The sequence below is a fragment of the Micromonospora sp. NPDC049102 genome (genome assembly GCF_043197485.1).
Classification (GTDB): Bacteria; Actinomycetota; Actinomycetes; order Mycobacteriales; family Micromonosporaceae; genus Micromonospora.
Genome location: NZ_JBICTE010000030.1, coordinates 1 through 15,733 on the forward strand (window position 1 = coordinate 1; position 15,733 = coordinate 15,733).

Genomic DNA, 15,733 nt, shown 5'->3' on the forward strand with positions numbered 1-15,733 from the left:
GAGCCAGTCATCGATCTTCACGTACAGTGCCGTCAGAAGGGTGTTGAGGTCGGTCGTCACAAAACTGATCCTCAACACCCTTCGTCTATCTCCACAACCCAGGGTCGTTAGGACTTACTCGTCTAGGCTCTTCAGGATGGCGAGGTACTACGACGTACACCCGGAGAACCCGCAGCCCCGCGCGATCCGGCAGGTAGCCGACCTGGTCCGCGGCGGCGGCCTGGTCGCCTACCCGACGGACTCCTGCTACGCGCTCGGCATCCAGCTCGGCAACCAGGACGGGCTGGACCGGATCCGGCAGATCCGTCACCTCGACGACCGGCACCACTTCACCCTGGTCTGCCGCGACTTCGCGCAGCTCGGCCAGTTCGTCCAGATCAACAACGCGGTGTTCCGGCTGGTGAAGGCGTCCACGCCGGGCAGCTACACGTTCATCCTGCCGGCCACCCGCGAGGTGCCCCGCCGGATGCTGCACCCGCGCAAGCGCACCGTCGGTGTCCGCGTACCCCGGCACATGGTGACCCAGGCGCTGCTGGCCGAGCTGGGCGAGCCGCTGGTGTCCAGCACGCTGCTCCTGCCCGGCGACGACGAGCCGATGACCCAGGGGTGGGAGATCAAGGAACGGCTCGACCACCAGGTCGACGCGGTGCTCGACGCCGGCGAGTGCGGCATGGAGCCGACGACGGTGATCGACCTGTCCGGGCCCGAGCCGGAGATCCTGCGCCGGGGCGCCGGAGATGCCTCCCGGTTCGAGTAGGTAGCCGGCGCAGCGCCCCCGCGCCGGCACACCCGCCGCCCTGGCACGCCGTGCGTGGCGGGGCCCGAACCGTCGCATGCCGCGCGCGGCACTGGCCGCACCCGCCACCGGCCAAGCGCCGGGAGCGCCACGGGCCAAGGGCCACGCCCCACCGGCCACGCCTCACGCGCCACCGGCCACGCGCCACCAGCGACGCGCCAGCGGCCGCGCGCCACGGGTCACGTATGCCCAACGCCCCCTTTGCTCTGCTTCAACGGAGGCGACACCTACGGACCCTTCGTGTTGCTTCGGTTGAAGCAGAGCAAAGGACGAGCGGAGGGACCGCCGCCCGGCGTCGATGCGCGCCCTCCCGACTCCCCCACCCCTGCAACGCACACATTGATGTCGCGCTAGACAACAGTGTGTGGTACACAGTATAGTGTGACGCATGGTTAGCGAGGATGTTCTACGGACGCACCTGCAGGAGTTGCGTCGAGGCACCGTCGTGGTGGCCAGCCTGGTCGCGCTGCGTCGACCGGACTACGGCTACGCACTGCTGCAACGGCTCACCGACCACGGCTTTCCGGTGGACGCCAACACGCTCTACCCGCTGCTGCGCCGCCTGGAAGACCAGGGCCTGCTGACCAGCGAGTGGAACACCGAGGAGAGCCGGCCGCGCAAGTTCTACCGGACCAGTGACGAGGGCGAGTCGATGCTGAGTCGACTCCTGGACGACCTCGCCGCCGTACAGACCTCCATCACCGGGCTGATCCAAGGAGTGGACCGATGAACACACTGACTGACCGCTACCTGGCCGCCACCCTGCGATCGGTACCCGCCCAGCGCCGCGACGAGATCGCCACCGAGCTACGCGCCTCGATCGAGGACATGATCGAGGACCGGACCGGGGGCGGCGCGGACGCGGCAGCCGCCGAGCGGGAGGTGCTCACCGAACTGGGCAACCCCGACCGGCTGGCCGCCCGCTACGCCGACCGCCGGCTCCAGCTCCTCGGTCCCACCTACTACCTGGTCTGGCTGCGACTGCTGAAGCTGCTGCTCAGCTTCATCCCGGCGCTCGCCGGGACGGTCGTCGCGGTCGTCGCGGTCGTCGAGGGCAAGGGCTTCGGCGCGATCGGCCCGGGCCTCGTCGTCGCCCTGCACGTGGCGGTGCACATCTGCTTCTGGCTCACCCTGACGTTCGTCCTCATCGAGCGGTCGCAGCCCACCGTCGACCTGCCCGACTGGACCGTCGACGAGCTGCCCGACGTCCCCGCACACCGCGACGTCTCACTCGTCGACACCATCGCGTCGGTGGTGATGCTGATGGTGTTCATCGGCTACCTACCGTTGCAGCACTACCAGTCGTGGGTGCGCACCACCGACGGCGACAACATCCCGATCCTCGACCCGGCCCTCTGGTCGTTCTGGCTGCCGGCGCTGATCGGCGTCCTCGCCCTCGACGTGGTGTTCGAGATCGTCAAGTACCGGATCGGGCGCTGGACCTGGCGGCTGTTCGCGACGAAGGCGCTGCTCAACCTGGCGTTCACGGTGCCGGTGGTGTGGCTGGCGCTCTCCGACCGACTGCTCAACCCGGCCCTCGGCGAGCGGCTCGACTGGCTGGCGGTCGCGGACAATCGCGAGATTCTCGCGGCCATCATCGCGCTGAGCGCCGCCGTGGTGGCGGTGTGGGAACTGATCGACACCGCCCTGAAGACCCGCCGCCAGACGACCTGAGCGGCACCCGAGACGGCGGCCCGGAGCGGACACCCGCTCCGGGCCGCCGCCCGTCGCGCTGACCTGCTCGTACGGCACCGGCCCGAACTCCTGTTCGGTGGTTGCGAACACCGTGAACACTCCTACGGTGAGCCGATCCGCACGGCAACGATTGGTCGTGGCCGATCCCGCACCGGAAGGGCTCCGCATGACCGCACCGATCGGCCTGCCGCTCCGCGCGATCCCTGCGGTGTCCGTTCAGGGTGACGGGGGGCACCGCCAGTGGCGGAAGTCGCCGGTACGCGACCAGACGTCGCGTGCCGCCCCGATGTTCCAACCCGGATCGAGCGCGGTCCGGCGGTCGACGCCGAGGCGTGACAGCTCCATGTCGCTGAACTGGAACAGGCCCCAGCGCCGCGACCCGTCGGCGGTCACCTCCACCCGCAGCGGATCCAGTCCGGACAGACACCGGGCCAGCCGCACCGCCTCGGACGGGTCCTCCGGGAAACGTGCCCGGAGGTACTTGCTGACCCGGTCATCCGTCCACGCGACGGGCGACACCGAGTTGTCCTGGAGAGCGTCGAGCACCTGCCGATCCACCGTGCCGCTGACCTCCAGGGCGGCCAACGCCTGGAAGGCGATCACCCGGCTGGTCGTGTCGGGCCCGAACCACCCATCGACGGGCACGCGTAACCCGCCCGCCGCCAGCCGCTCCTGGAGATCCAGCACGCAGGGGCCGTACATGCCCTGGCGCAGGACGAGGGGACACGGGCCGCTCGAACCCGCGCCGCTGGACGCGGGGGTCATGACGTCGCCGACGGGCAGCAGCGCGCCCACCGTCAGCGCTCCCACCAACGCCAGCGCCCCCAGTGACATCCGGCGACGCGCTGACCGGGTCGCCGCCCGCGGTCGGTTTGTGGACCGGCGCGGACCGGTCGACTCGACGGACACCGGAGTGGAGACCGGCGGCGCGGGATGCGTCGGCTCACCCGGCGCTGGTAGGCCGGTGGGGCGCATCGGCTCGCTGAGGTGGGCCTCGATGTCGCGGCGGAGGTCGAGCCACCGTTCGATCTCGGGTGCGGACGTGCCGCAGGCGGCGAGCAACGCCACGACGGTCCGCTCGCGGGGCAGGGTGTTGCGCCCCAGCATGGTGGCGAGGGTGCTCGGTGGCAGCCAGTGCCCGGCCGCCGAGGCCCGGCGGGAGATCTCCCGGTACGTCAGGCCGGAACGTCGTCGCACGTCCCGAAGCGACGCCACGTACTCCCCCGCGGTGGCAGCCCGCGGCACCGGATCCCGGACAGCGTCAATCATCGGATCTCCCCCGTGTCGTTGCTGTGGTCGGGTTCGGACCGGTCCCCGGTCCGAACCCGACGGCCCCTACGGCGCGAAGCGTCGCGACCGTCGAGTAAAACGCTAGATAACCGGGTCGCCGCGAACAATGCCCTGCTCCGGGCGCTGCGGTGTCCGCACAGCTCAGGGCCGCCTGTCCGGGTCTTGTCCGACCACCTCGGACAGACGCCGTGACGACTTGCTCCAAGGCTTGTGCGGTAAGCAGAATCAGGCGATGACCACGGGGGAGCTTCGACCGGGCGAGGCGGCCGACCCGGCCGAGTTCGTCGACCTGCTGCGCCAGCTCAAGGACCGGTCCCGGCTGACGTTCCGGCAACTGGAACAGCACGCCGTCGCGGCCGGCGACGTGCTGGCCCGCAGCACCGCCGCCGACGTCCTGCGCCGGTCCACATTGCCGCGACCCGAGGTGCTGGCGGCGTTCGTGCGTGCGTGTGGCGCGGGTGACCAGGTCGACGAGTGGTTGCGCGCGCGGGACAGGTTGGCGGCGGGCGCGTACGCCTTCGCCGATCCGACTGTGCAAGCGTCGGTCGGAGCGAGCACGGGCGATGTGCTGACCGGCGGCCCGGACGAGGCACGACCGCGCTGGTTCGCCCGGCCCGTGCCGCTGGCGCTGCTCGTCGTGGCCACCCTGCTGGTCGGCGTCGGCGCCTTCTTCTGGTGGCCCGACGACAACGAGCGTCGGACGTCGGAGAACCCCGCCGTCGGCCAGTCGCCGACCGGCAGCGCCCCGGCCGGCGAAACGACGTCCGGCGCTGGCCAGCGATCGCCGGCCGGCGGTCGGAGCCGGATCCATCTCGCCCGTGACCCGCAGCTCTGTATCAGCGAGGGGCGCGATCGCAGCGGTCGATACGAGAGCGAGGTGGCGGTCCAGCGCCCCTGCGCGGGCGCCACACCGCCGGAGACCTATCTGGTGCCGGTGACCGATGGCATGTACTTCGTCAAGTGGGAGCACCCGATCAACGGGGTCGGCTGCCTCACGGTGCGGCGCGAGGATCCCGGGCGGAACCTCATCGAGCCCCAGCACCAGTGCCGCACCGACTCCTGGGACCAACTGTTCCGCTTCGAGCCGACCGGTTCGACGCCGGACGCGTACCGCCTGCGACCGGCTGGCAGTGACCTGTGCGTGGGCATCCGCGACGACGACACGGAGGTGCCGGCCGAGGCCGCCGCCGAGCCGTGCACGGGCCAACCCGATCAGGCGTTCCTGGTCGACGCCGTGCCGGAGGACTGACGGGCCTGAACCGGCGCTTGATCAACGCCGGTTCACCGATATCGGGGTGTCCCGCGCGCTGGACACCCCGATATCCAGGAAGTCGAGTCGATCAGAAGCCGGCGTGCTCCACCGCTGCCTTGGCGCGGCTGACGAACGCGGCCCAGGCCGCCGGGGAGAAGGTGAGCGCCGGCCCCTCGACGTCCTTGCTGTCCCGGACGGCCACGAGATGAGGAAGGTTGTCGGCGACCTCCACGCAGTTGCCCTCATTGCCACTACGCGTGCTCGTGCGCCAGCGGGCACCGGTCAGATCACTCATCGTAGGTCTCCTTGATCACTGTGCTCACCAGATCCTCCGACGCGCGCTCGGGCAGGGCAAGATCCCAAAGCGCCTGCCAGACCTCAGAGTACGTCTGGACCTCGGCCGGACGATCGAGGTAGAGACCACCGGTCAACGACTCGCTGTAGACCGTGCTGGGCTCTGCCGGCCGAGTACCGATTGCCGGAAAATCGAGCAGGACAAAGGCCCCGGCCACGGATGCCCGGTGCGGTCCGACCCCCAGCGGCAGCACCCGGACCGCGATGTTCGGCGCTTGGGCGGCGTTTACCAGGTAAGCGAGCTGCATCCGCCAAGCCTCGATGTCATCGACGGGTCGGCGGACCACGGCCTCGTCGACCACGACGTCAAGACGCGGGGCCGCAGGACTACGCCTGGTCAACAGCTTCTGCCGCTGCATCCGTAAGGCGACCTTCTGCGCCACCTCCTGCGGGGTGCGCCCGGGTTTGGTCTCGAACACCGCGGCCATGTACTCCGGGGTCTGCAGAAGTCCGGGAATGAGGGTCGGCTCGTACTGGCGGATGGCGGAGGAGGCCGCCTCCAGCCCCACATACAACTCGAACCAACCCGGGATCACCTCGTCATACGCGTGCCACCACCCCCGGGACTTGCTCTCCCGCGCGAGACTGACCAACACTTCGGTCAGCTCGGCAGACGTGCCGTAGAGCTGGCACATCAAGACCACGTCATGGGTACGCAGCGCAGTCTGGCCACTCTCCAGCCGGTACATCTTGGCCCGGGACCATTCGAGGTCATTGGCGGCGGCCTCAAGGTTGATCCCGGCTTCCTCACGTGCCTGGCGCAGAAGCCGGCCGAGTTGCCGCCGTGGAACTGACGAACCGACCTCGCTCATCCGGCCTCCGGTCTCACCTCACGTGGCCTGTCTGTCTCATCTGTAACAGAATGGCCGGCCAAACGAGACGGCGTCAATCTCGAAGCGTGGTTTTCGGCGTGAGACGTTGCAGGTTGATGGTTGAACGCAGGATCGTGCCTGGTAGATGCCCTACTTGCAGTGATCTCGGGAGGCAGGCCGTGTGCCGTTGGAAGTGGTTTCACCGACCGGACGAGCCCTTCGACGTGGTGGAGCGGACCCGGTTCCCGGACCGCACAGGGGCCTACCGGCTCACCACGCCGCCCGCGTCGAGGACAGAGAACGGCGCGTCGTCGCCACAGCGGGGTGATCGTCATGATGGGTGAGCAGCCCCGGCCGGAACCGCCGTTTCTCGTGACGATGGCGACCTACGTGATCGACTTTCATCATCGCAACGTCTGCACCAGGTGCACGCCGGACGGTTCGTGCCCCCGGCTGGTCGAGGCGAGTGATCATCTCAGGGCGTGGCGCGACCGTAAACCAGACGGCCGTGCGGGCGGGTGACCTGCTTCAGGTCACCCGCGCGGCGAGTATCCAGTTCAGCCGGCCGATCCTCTTCCGCGTCATCCGCGTTCTCGACTGGCCTACCTACGACGGGTGGGTCTGGCTCGACGGCTACGAGGTGGGGCCGAGCCTGGACGCGATCGCCCGACGATCGATCTTCGTGCGGCCCGCCGGGCTGCGGCCGGTGACACCCGTCGGTCCGACGCGGTCGAGAACGCGCTGACACAGGCCAGGTCGCCGATGTGGGGCCAACCGCTCGCGCGGACACCCCCACATCGGCGACCTGGTGTGGATCACGCTGGACCGGCCGGGCGCGCCGGGCGCGCCGGACCTCAGGCGTCGACTGCGGCCATCACGTCGTCGGAGACGTCGAAGTTCGCGTAGACGTTCTGCACGTCGTCGCAGTCCTCCAGGACGTCGATCAGCTTGAAGATCTTGCGAGCGCCCTCTTCGTCCAGCGGCACGTTCATGCTGGGGATCAGGGAGGACTCCGCCGACTCGTACTCGATGCCGGCGTCCTGCAACGCCGTCCGCACCGGGATCAGGTCGGTCGGCTCGGAGACCACCTCGAACGCCTCACCGAGGTCGTTGACCTCCTCGGCGCCGGCGTCGAGGACGGCCATCATCACGTCGTCCTCGCTGGCGCCCTCCTTGGGCACGATCACCACGCCCTTGCGGGAGAACATGTACGACACCGAGCCGGCGTCGGCGAGCGAGCCGCCGTTGCGGGTCAGCGCGGTGCGCACCTCGGTGGCCGCCCGGTTGCGGTTGTCGGTGAGGCACTCGATGAGCATGGCCACACCGTTCGGGCCGTACCCCTCGTACATGATCGTCTGCCAGTCGGCGCCGCCGGCTTCCAGGCCGGAGCCGCGCTTGACGGCGCGGTCGATGTTGTCGTTCGGCACCGAGCTCTTCTTCGCCTTCTGGATGGCGTCGAAGAGTGTCGGGTTGCCGGAGGGGTCGCCACCGCCGGTGCGCGCGGCCACCTCGACGTTCTTGATCAGCTTGGCGAACATCTTGCCGCGCTTGGCGTCGATGACGGCCTTCTTGTGCTTGGTCGTCGCCCACTTTGAGTGGCCGGACATCTTCTACCTCCGTCTGTCATTGCACGCCTGCGTCGACTGCCGCACCGATTCCGCGCCGCATCCGGCGATCCGGCGATCCGGCGGCCGGTCGGCCCCGCGGGAAGTGCCGCGCCGGGCGACGGCCCTGCCGAACCGCGGCAATCTTACCGAGGTCACACCCCGCCATGTCACACCCGGGACCTGCCCGGGGCGGCGGTGCGGCGTCGGGGCCCGCCCGAACCAACGGTCCGGGGGCCCGATCCATGCCCGCGCGCCGGCGTCGGCCGCTCAGGCGGTCCGCACCAACTCCACGAAGTACGCGTGCACGCGCAGGTCGCCCGTCAGCTCGGGGTGGAACGAGGTGGCCAGCAGATTGCCCTGCCGGACCGCCACGATCCGCTCGGCGGCCGGGCCACCGGTCACCTTCCCGATCACCTCGACGCCCGCGCCGACCCGCTCGACCCACGGCGCACGGATGAACACGGCGTGGAACGGGTCGCCCTCCACGCCGGTGATCTCCACGGGCGCCTCGAACGAGTCGACCTGCCGGCCGAACGCGTTGCGCCGTACCGTCATGTCGATGCCGGCGAAACCGCGCTGGTCGGCGCGGCCGTCCAGCACCTCGGTGGCGAGCATGATCATGCCGGCGCACGAGCCGTAGACCGGCATCCCGTCGGCGATCCGCTTGTCGATCGGCTCGCGCAGCTCGAAGATGTCGACGAGCTTGCTGATGGTGGTGGACTCGCCGCCGGGGATCACCAGGCCGTCGACCGCGTCCAGCTCGCCCGGGCGGCGGACCGGACGGGCGTCCGCGCCCGCCGCGGTCAGCGCCGCCACATGCTCGCGCACGTCACCCTGCAACGCGAGCACACCGATGGTGGGCCGGCTCATCGTCACCAGCCGCGCTCGGCCAGGCGGTGCGGCTGGGGGATCTCGTCGACGTTGATGCCGACCATCGCCTCACCGAGACCGCGGGACACCTTCGCGAGGACGTCCGGGTCGTCGTGGAACGTGGTGGCCTTGACGATCGCGGCGGCCCGCTGCGCGGGGTTGCCCGCCTTGAAGATGCCGGAGCCGACGAAGACGCCCTCCGCGCCGAGCTGCATCATCATCGCCGCGTCGGCCGGGGTCGCGATCCCGCCGGCGGTGAACAGCACCACGGGCAGCTTGCCGCTCTCGGCGACCTCCTTGACCAACTCGTACGGGGCCTGCAACTCCTTGGCCGCGACGTACAGCTCGTCGGCCGGCAGCGAGGAGAGCCGGCGGATCTCCTGGCGGATCCTGCGCATGTGGGTGGTGGCGTTCGAGACGTCACCGGTGCCCGCCTCGCCCTTGGAGCGGATCATGGCCGCGCCCTCGGTGATCCGGCGCAGCGCCTCGCCCAGGTTGGTCGCGCCACAGACGAAGGGCACGGTGAACGCCCACTTGTCGATGTGGTTGGCGTAGTCGGCCGGCGTCAGCACCTCGGACTCGTCGACGTAGTCCACGCCCAGCGACTGGAGGATCTGCGCCTCGACGAAGTGGCCGATGCGGGCCTTGGCCATCACCGGGATCGAGACCGCCTCGATGATCCCGTCGATCATGTCGGGGTCGCTCATCCGGGACACCCCGCCCTGCGCGCGGATGTCGGCGGGCACCCGCTCCAGGGCCATCACCGCGACCGCGCCGGCGTCCTCGGCGATCTTGGCCTGCTCGGCGTTGACGACGTCCATGATCACGCCGCCCTTGAGCATCTCGGCCATGCCCCGCTTCACGCGGGCCGTGCCGACGACGGGGGCGGTAGCGGTGGTCGGGGCGGTGGTGTCGGACACGGGTCAGCACTCCTTGGACCTGCGGTGGGAGGTGGCAGCGAAAATGCTACGCACCGCTCAACGCCGCGCCGACAGCCAATCAGAGGGCCGGTGGCCTGCACTGTGGCCCCGCTCACCGGCCGCCGGCAGCGTCAGCTCCACCAGCAGAACCCGGTCAACCGGCCGGCACGTCCGCCGGCACGACGAGCGTCGGGTCGTCGATGTCGAAGTAGCGCGGCCACTGGCGACCCCGCCCCATCCGCAACAACCGCACCAGCGGACGGCTGCGCGCCGACCGGGCGTCGCGTACCAGATCGGTGTGTACCTGCCGGGACAGCGCGAGCCGGCGGCTCGCCGCGATGACCGCCGTGCAGTCCGGGTCGGTCGGGTCCAACCGCACCATGCGTAGCTGCCGGGTCAGGTCGTTCTCCGCCGCCTCCCGCTCGTCCGGCACGGCGTCGAGTGCGATCCGTGCCGCCGCGTACAGCTCGACGCCGAAGCGTCGCTCCGCCAGCACGGCGGCCGCCGCCGCACGGCGCAACAGGTGGGCGTCGAGGGCCCGCGCCGCCAGCTCCGCGCGGCCCTGCAGCCGCTCGACCCGGCCGGCGGTCCAGATGAGGTACGCCGCAAGCACTCCCACGAGCAGACTCGCGGCCACCACCCACCACATGTGCGGCATCGTAGTGCTGCTCCGTTTCTCCTCCATCGCGCGCGTCGACGCCGGTCACCGGCGTCACAGGAGCACCATCGGCCACTCCGGGTCAGCCCAGCCCCACCCATTCCTGGTCGATGACCCGCCCGTCGGTCGCCTCGATCGCCGCTGCGTATACCTCCAGAACACGGCGGGCAACCATGGGCCAGTCGAAATTCGCCACCACCTGATCGCCGCAGGCGGTCAGCGTCGCCCGCGCCATCGGGTCGTCGAGCAGCTCGGACAGGGCGTGGCGCAGCCCCACCGCGTCGCCGGTCGGGAACAGCCGGCCCGCCCGCCCACCGTCGAGCACCCGGCGGAACGCGTCCAGGTCGCTCGCCACCACCGTGGTGCCGGCGGCCAGCGCCTCGGTGAGGATCATCCCGAACGACTCACCCCCGGTGTTCGGCGCCACGTAGAGGTGCACGCTGCGCAGCATCCGCGCCTTGTCCGCCTCGGAGACCAAACCGAGGAACGTCACCTGATCCCGAATCTCGGCCGGGAACTGGTCGTACAGGTCGTCCGGGTCACCCGGGCCGGCGACCAGCAGCCGCAGGCCGGGACGTGTCGCCGCCAGCGCCACGAAGGCGTCCCGCAGCACCGGGAAGCCCTTGCGCGCCTCCGTGAACCGGCCCAGGAAACCCAGCGTGCCGCCGGTGCCCGGCCCGCACTCCCCCGGCCAGTCCGGCAGCGGCTCGGCGTCGGCGAACTTCGCCACCGCCACCCCGTTGGGGATCTCCACCGCGCCGCCGTCCATGTGCTCGACCTGCACCTTGCGGGCCAGCGCACTCACCGCGATCCGGGCGGTGATCCGTTCCAGCACGATCTGCAGGACGCCCTGCGCCGCGGCCAGCACCCGCGAGCGGGTCATCGCCGTGTGGAAGGTGGCCACCACCGGCCCGCGCGCCGACAGAACCGCCAGCAGGGACAGGCTCAACGTCAGAGGCTCGTGCACGTGCAGCACGTCGAATTCACCGTTGGTGAGCCAGCGCCGGACCCGGGCCGTGGAGACCGGGCCGAACGCGATCCGGGCCACCGACCCGTTGTACGGCAGCGGCACCGCCCGACCGGCGGACACCACGTACGCCGGCAGGTCGGCGTCCTCGTCGGCCGGCGCGAGCACGCTGACCTCGTGCCCGAGGGTGATCAGCGTCTCCGCGAGGTCGACGACGTGGTTCTGCACGCCGCCGGGCACGTCGAAGGAGTACGGGCAGACGATACCGATCCGCATGCGTCAGCCACCCCCTTCAGGACCGACCCGAGGTCGGTGCGGACAGCTCCGCGCCTCCCGCGCCGCGCTGGTCCAGCCACATCCGCTGCAACATGTGCCAGTCTTGCGGATGCCGGGCGATACCCGCCGCCAGACCGTCGGCGATCAGCTGGGTCAGCGACCGGACGCGCTGGTCCAGGGGCCCCACCTCGGGCCCCGGCACCGGCAGCGGACCGCTGAGCGACGCGCACGCCGCGTCCGGTTCGTACCACATCGACGCCACGTACAGCGGCGCTCCCGTGTGCAGTGCGAGCAGTGCCGGCCCGGCGGGCATCCGGGTCCTCCCGCCGAAGAAGTCCACCTCCACCCCACGGGCGGAGAGGTCCCGGTCGGCCAGCAACGGCACCACCGCGCCGGCGCGTACACGGTCCAGCAGCACGTCGAAGGCGGGACGCGGCCCGCCGTGGGTGGGCAGGATCTCCATCCCCAGCTGATCCCGGAAGGCCAGGAACCGCTCGTACACGCCCTCCGGCTTGAGCCGCTCCATGACGGTGCTGATCGGCCAACCGGTGGCCGCCACCCAGGCGCCCGCGGCGTCCCAGTTGCCGGCGTGCGGCAGCGCCACCACCGCGCCCCGTCCGGCGGCGACGTCGGCCGCCAGCAGCTCCGCCCCGCCGAGGCGGAACCCGGACAGGATCTGCGCCCGACTCAACGCCGGCAGGCGGAACGCCTCCATCCAGTACCGGGCGTACGACCGCAGGCCACGCCGCACGAGGTCGTCCAGTTCGGCATCGGGCATCTCCGGGCCGACCACGCGGCGCAGGTTGGCGCGCAGTCGGGCCGTACCCCCGCCGTCACGGCGGTGCGCGCGGTCCGCGCCCGCCTGGAACGCCGCCGCCACCAACGGCCGGGGCAGCGCGCGGACCAGGCGCCAGCCCGCGACGTAGCCCAGCTCGGTGAGGTTCACGTGGCCCGGCCGCCGGTCGTCGGGCGGTGCGTGGGCCGCGCGCCGGCCGCGCTCACGCCTGGCCGTCCGGCTGGAGCTGCTGGGCCTGGCGATAGACGTGCGCCATCCGCTGCCCTACCGTGAAGATCGAGATGGCGGCCAGCAGCCAGAGCGCGATCTCCAGCGCCGGCTTCACGCCCACGCCGGTGAGGATTCCGCCGACGCCGACGATCAGCAGTCGCTCGGTACGCTCGGCGATGCCCACGTTGCAGGTCATGCCCAGCCCTTCGGCGCGCGCCTTCACGTAGGAGACGAGCCCTCCGGCGGCCAGACAGAGCAGCGCGGCGGCAACCCCGGAGTGATCATTCTGGGTGGCCAGCCAGTACGCCACCGCGCCGAAGACGGCGCTGTCGGCGACCCGGTCCATGCTCGAATCGAGGAACGCGCCGAACCGGGTGGAGCCACCGCTCATCCGGGCCATCGTCCCGTCGAGCAGGTCGGTGAGCGCGAACAGGGTGACGATCAACGCGCCCGCGACCAGGTGGCCGCGGGCACCGAAGCCGAGCGCGCCGACGAGCACACCAACGGTGCCCGCGACGGTGACGACGTTGGGGGTGACGCCCGCGCGCAGCAGGGCACGGGCAATCGGCTCGACGACGCGGGTCATCCCCGCGCGGGCCGACACTTGGAAGATCTTCGCCATGGCGGTCCCCACGATAACGGTCCGCCCAGCTCCGGCCATAACGCCGGTCCCGGCGACCCCCCCGGGGCAAGCTTGTGCGTGTCCGGCAACGGGTGTGAGATCGAGCCGGAAGGTGACCCAGCTCACCCGCCCGCCCGTTGGTTTCCCGCCTCGGGGCAGACCGCCGGAGGATGTTGCCGCGCACTCGCCCCGGGCCGCTTCCATCTCGCGCGGCGGTCGCCACCACCGGCTGAGGGAGGTGCGCCACCATGGCGCAGGAACATCGGGACAACGTCACCACCGGCGGCACGCCAGTGGTGACCGACCCCGCGCGGATACGCAACGTGGTGCTCGTCGGGCACTCCGGCGCGGGCAAGTCGACGCTCGTCGAGGCGCTGCTCGCCGCGACCGGCACGACCGTGGGCGACCACGACCCCGCCGCCGTACGCCAGCAGCCCTCGGTGAGTCTGTCCTGCGCGTCCCTGCTGCACGACGGCATCAAGGTCAACCTGCTGGACACCCCCGGTGACGCCGGATTCGTCGGTGAGTTGCGCGCTGGCCTGCGGGCCGCCGACGCCGCGCTGTTCGTGGTCTCGGCCTCCGGCGGCATGGACGCGGCCACCGTCGCCCTGTGGGAGGAGTGCGCAGCGCTCGACATGCCGCGCGCTGTCGCGGTGGCCCGTCTCGATGCGCCCCGCGCCGACGTCGACGAGACGGTGGCGCTCTGCCAGCGGCTCTTCGGCGACAACGTGATGGCCCTCTACCTGCCGATGCTCGGCGACGACGGCGTCTCCACCGAGGGGCTGCTCGGGCTGATCACCCGCCGGGTCTTCGACTACACGGCCGGGCTGCCCGCCGACGTGCGCGCCCCCGACCCGGAGCACCAGCGGGCCATCGACGAGTCCCGGGACGAGCTGATCGAGGGGATCATCGCCGAGAGCGAGGACGACACCCTCATGGACCGCTACCTCGACGGCGAGGAGATCAGCGACAAGGTGCTCGTCGACGACCTGGAGAAGGCCGTGGCCCGGGCCCACTTCCATCCGGTGGTGCCCGTCTGCGCCGAGACCGGGGTCGGCCTGGACGCGCTGCTGGAGGTGCTGACCGCCGCGTTCCCGTCACCGCTGGAGCGCGATCTGCCGGCGGTCACCGGCGTGGACGGCTCCCCCCGCCCGCCGCTGAGCTGCGACCCGGACGGCCCGCTCGTCGCCGAGGTCGTCAAGACCACCGTCGACCAGCACGTCGGCCGGGTCTCGCTGGTCCGGGTCTTCACCGGCACGCTGCGCCCCGACGCGACAGTGCACGTCCGCGGGCACGGCACGGCCGAGCGGGGGCATCCCGACCACACCGCCGACGAGCGGGTCGGGCAGATCCACACGCCGCTGGGAGCGACCCTGCGCACGGTGCCGCACTGCGTGGCCGGTGACATCTGCGCGATCACCACGTCACCGAGCGCGGAGACCGGTGCCACCATCTCGGCCGAGGATGACCCGCTGCTGATCGCGCCCTGGGAGACGCCCTAGACGACATCGACAGGGCAGCCAGCCGGAGGTCACGGGTGGACCGTGGGATGGGTGGGGCGGGGCCAGTGGGGGCGGTCGGCGTCGCGCAGGGCCGCGGCGCGCAGGGCGGCGAGTTGGCGTTCCACCTCGACGAACTGGTCCGCCGGCAGCGGGCCCCGATGCAGCGCCGCGGCGTTCTCCTCGACCTGGGCGACCGTGCGGCAACCGGGAATCGGGACGGCGTGCCCGCTACGAGCCCAGATCCAGCCCAGGGCACCCTGGGCGAGGGTACGGCCGTCGGCGGTCAGCGCTGCACGGACAGCGCCGACCCTGCGCAGCCACTCCGGCGCGGGTCGGCCGCCCCGGAACCACTCCAGCCAGCCCGGCGCCAACCCGCGTACGTCGTCGCGGGGCAGGGTGGACGCGGCCGTGTACTTGCCGGTGAGCAGCCCCATCCCGAGGGGCCCCCGGTTGATGCTGGCCAGGTCGTACTTGTCGCAGACGGCGAGCATCTCGGGGGCGTCGCGCAGCACCGACAGGGCGTGCTGCACGGTGGCGGCCCCCGGAGCGGCGTGCCCGAGCGCGGCGGCGCGGTCGGGACGGTCGGTGCTCCACCCGTACGCGCGGATCAGGCCCTCGGCGACCAGCTCCTCGCAGACGGCGAACAGCGCCTCCGCACGGTGCACCGGCAGGTCGGCCAGGTGCAGCTGGTAGAGGTCGATCCGGTCGGTGCCCAGCCGACGCAGCGACCCGGTGACGGCCCGCCGCAGGTGCGCCGGTGACGCGTCCTCCCCGGTCGCCTGCCGGGCCGCCTCGTCGAACGTGTAACCCCACTTGGTGGCGATCACGGCCTCGTCCCGCCGGCCGGCGAGCGCACGGCCCAGCACCCGCTCACCGTGCCCCGCGCCGTACGTGTCGGCGGTGTCGAACAGGGTCACGCCCTCCTCGAGCGCCCGGCGCACGGCTCGCACCGACTCGTCGTCGTCGACCGCTCCCCAGCCCAGCGGCTGACTGCCCTGCGCCCAGGGACCGGCGATCGCCCAGCACCCCATGCCGAGGGCGCTGACCTCGATGCCGCTGCGCCCCAACATCCGTGTCGTGACTGCCATCGGCCGATCGTGCCACCT

The 15,733-nt window shown here is 71.3% G+C and carries 16 protein-coding genes and 1 pseudogene; 6 read left to right on the forward strand and 11 right to left on the reverse strand.

The window, feature by feature from the left end:
- Window positions 1-136: 136 nt before the first annotated feature.
- The 3 genes from ACGFH9_RS24165 (at window position 137) to ACGFH9_RS24175 (ending at window position 2,470) form a co-directional block, all read left to right on the forward strand.
- A complete protein-coding gene (locus tag ACGFH9_RS24165) occupies window positions 137-757 on the forward strand; it encodes an L-threonylcarbamoyladenylate synthase (protein ID WP_393223169.1) in 621 nt (206 codons plus the stop codon).
- A gap of 427 nt (window positions 758-1,184) precedes the next feature.
- Window positions 1,185-1,526, forward strand: coding sequence for a PadR family transcriptional regulator (locus ACGFH9_RS24170; RefSeq protein ID WP_110564981.1), 342 nt, complete (start codon window positions 1,185-1,187; stop codon window positions 1,524-1,526).
- Entirely contained in the window at window positions 1,523-2,470 is a 948-nt protein-coding gene (locus tag ACGFH9_RS24175) for a permease prefix domain 1-containing protein (protein ID WP_393223173.1), read from the forward strand. The genes ACGFH9_RS24170 and ACGFH9_RS24175 overlap by 4 nt, the downstream gene beginning before the upstream one ends.
- A 237-nt stretch (window positions 2,471-2,707) precedes the next feature.
- Here ACGFH9_RS24175 and ACGFH9_RS24180 read toward each other — a convergent pair whose 3' ends face one another.
- Complete coding sequence (locus ACGFH9_RS24180; protein ID WP_393223176.1) at window positions 2,708-3,760, reverse strand: peptidoglycan-binding protein; 1,053 nt, start codon at window positions 3,758-3,760, stop codon at window positions 2,708-2,710.
- A 253-nt stretch (window positions 3,761-4,013) separates the two neighbouring features.
- On the opposite strand from ACGFH9_RS24180, the gene ACGFH9_RS24185 reads away from it, so the two are divergent.
- A complete protein-coding gene (locus ACGFH9_RS24185; RefSeq protein WP_393223178.1) occupies window positions 4,014-5,030 on the forward strand; it encodes an RICIN domain-containing protein in 1,017 nt (338 codons plus the stop codon).
- Between the two features lie 91 nt (window positions 5,031-5,121).
- Here ACGFH9_RS24185 and ACGFH9_RS24190 read toward each other — a convergent pair whose 3' ends face one another.
- Together ACGFH9_RS24190 and ACGFH9_RS24195 are read right to left on the reverse strand one after the other, a co-directional pair.
- Complete coding sequence (locus tag ACGFH9_RS24190) at window positions 5,122-5,328, reverse strand: DUF397 domain-containing protein (protein WP_393223181.1); 207 nt, start codon at window positions 5,326-5,328, stop codon at window positions 5,122-5,124.
- Window positions 5,321-6,199, reverse strand: a complete 879-nt coding sequence (locus tag ACGFH9_RS24195) for a helix-turn-helix domain-containing protein (RefSeq protein ID WP_393223184.1) — start codon at window positions 6,197-6,199, stop codon at window positions 5,321-5,323. The genes ACGFH9_RS24190 and ACGFH9_RS24195 overlap by 8 nt, the downstream gene beginning before the upstream one ends.
- Window positions 6,200-6,707: 508 nt before the next feature.
- Between ACGFH9_RS24195 and ACGFH9_RS24200 the strand changes: the two genes are divergently transcribed.
- A complete protein-coding gene (locus tag ACGFH9_RS24200; protein WP_393223187.1) occupies window positions 6,708-6,944 on the forward strand; it encodes a hypothetical protein in 237 nt (78 codons plus the stop codon).
- Window positions 6,945-7,053: 109 nt separating this feature from the next.
- Here the strand turns inward: ACGFH9_RS24200 and ACGFH9_RS24205 are convergent, their stop codons facing one another.
- The 7 genes from ACGFH9_RS24205 to pgsA form a co-directional block, all read right to left on the reverse strand.
- Window positions 7,054-7,806, reverse strand: a complete 753-nt coding sequence (locus ACGFH9_RS24205) for a YebC/PmpR family DNA-binding transcriptional regulator (RefSeq protein WP_393223189.1) — start codon at window positions 7,804-7,806, stop codon at window positions 7,054-7,056.
- Window positions 7,807-8,073: 267 nt separating this feature from the next.
- A complete protein-coding gene (pdxT, locus tag ACGFH9_RS24210; RefSeq protein WP_393223192.1) occupies window positions 8,074-8,676 on the reverse strand; it encodes a pyridoxal 5'-phosphate synthase glutaminase subunit PdxT in 603 nt (200 codons plus the stop codon).
- Between the two features lie 2 nt (window positions 8,677-8,678).
- On the reverse strand, window positions 8,679-9,596 hold the full coding sequence (pdxS, locus tag ACGFH9_RS24215) for a pyridoxal 5'-phosphate synthase lyase subunit PdxS (RefSeq protein WP_393223195.1): 918 nt from the start codon (window positions 9,594-9,596) through the stop codon (window positions 8,679-8,681).
- Between the two features lie 154 nt (window positions 9,597-9,750).
- Window positions 9,751-10,254 carry a hypothetical protein gene (locus ACGFH9_RS24220; protein WP_393223198.1) on the reverse strand — a complete coding sequence of 168 codons (504 nt, stop codon included), beginning with the start codon at window positions 10,252-10,254 and terminating at the stop codon, window positions 9,751-9,753.
- Between the two features lie 82 nt (window positions 10,255-10,336).
- Window positions 10,337-11,497, reverse strand: a complete 1,161-nt coding sequence (locus ACGFH9_RS24225; RefSeq protein WP_393223201.1) for a glycosyltransferase family 4 protein — start codon at window positions 11,495-11,497, stop codon at window positions 10,337-10,339.
- 16 nt (window positions 11,498-11,513) lie between these two features.
- Window positions 11,514-12,443, reverse strand: a complete 930-nt coding sequence (locus ACGFH9_RS24230; RefSeq protein WP_393223204.1) for a phosphatidylinositol mannoside acyltransferase — start codon at window positions 12,441-12,443, stop codon at window positions 11,514-11,516.
- A 52-nt stretch (window positions 12,444-12,495) separates the two neighbouring features.
- Window positions 12,496-13,125: a phosphatidylinositol phosphate synthase gene (pgsA, locus tag ACGFH9_RS24235; protein ID WP_393223207.1), complete on the reverse strand. Its 630-nt coding sequence runs from the start codon at window positions 13,123-13,125 to the stop codon at window positions 12,496-12,498.
- Window positions 13,126-13,373: 248 nt separating this feature from the next.
- On the opposite strand from pgsA, the pseudogene ACGFH9_RS24240 reads away from it, so the two are divergent.
- Window positions 13,374-14,624 (forward strand): annotated as a pseudogene (locus ACGFH9_RS24240) (GTP-binding protein); the annotation flags it as partial.
- Between the two features lie 32 nt (window positions 14,625-14,656).
- On the opposite strand, the gene ACGFH9_RS24245 reads toward ACGFH9_RS24240, so the two are convergent.
- The gene (locus tag ACGFH9_RS24245) at window positions 14,657-15,715 is read right to left on the reverse strand and encodes an aldo/keto reductase (RefSeq protein WP_393223210.1); all 1,059 of its coding nucleotides are present in this window, start codon (window positions 15,713-15,715) and stop codon (window positions 14,657-14,659) included.
- Between the last annotated feature and the right edge of the window lie 18 nt (window positions 15,716-15,733).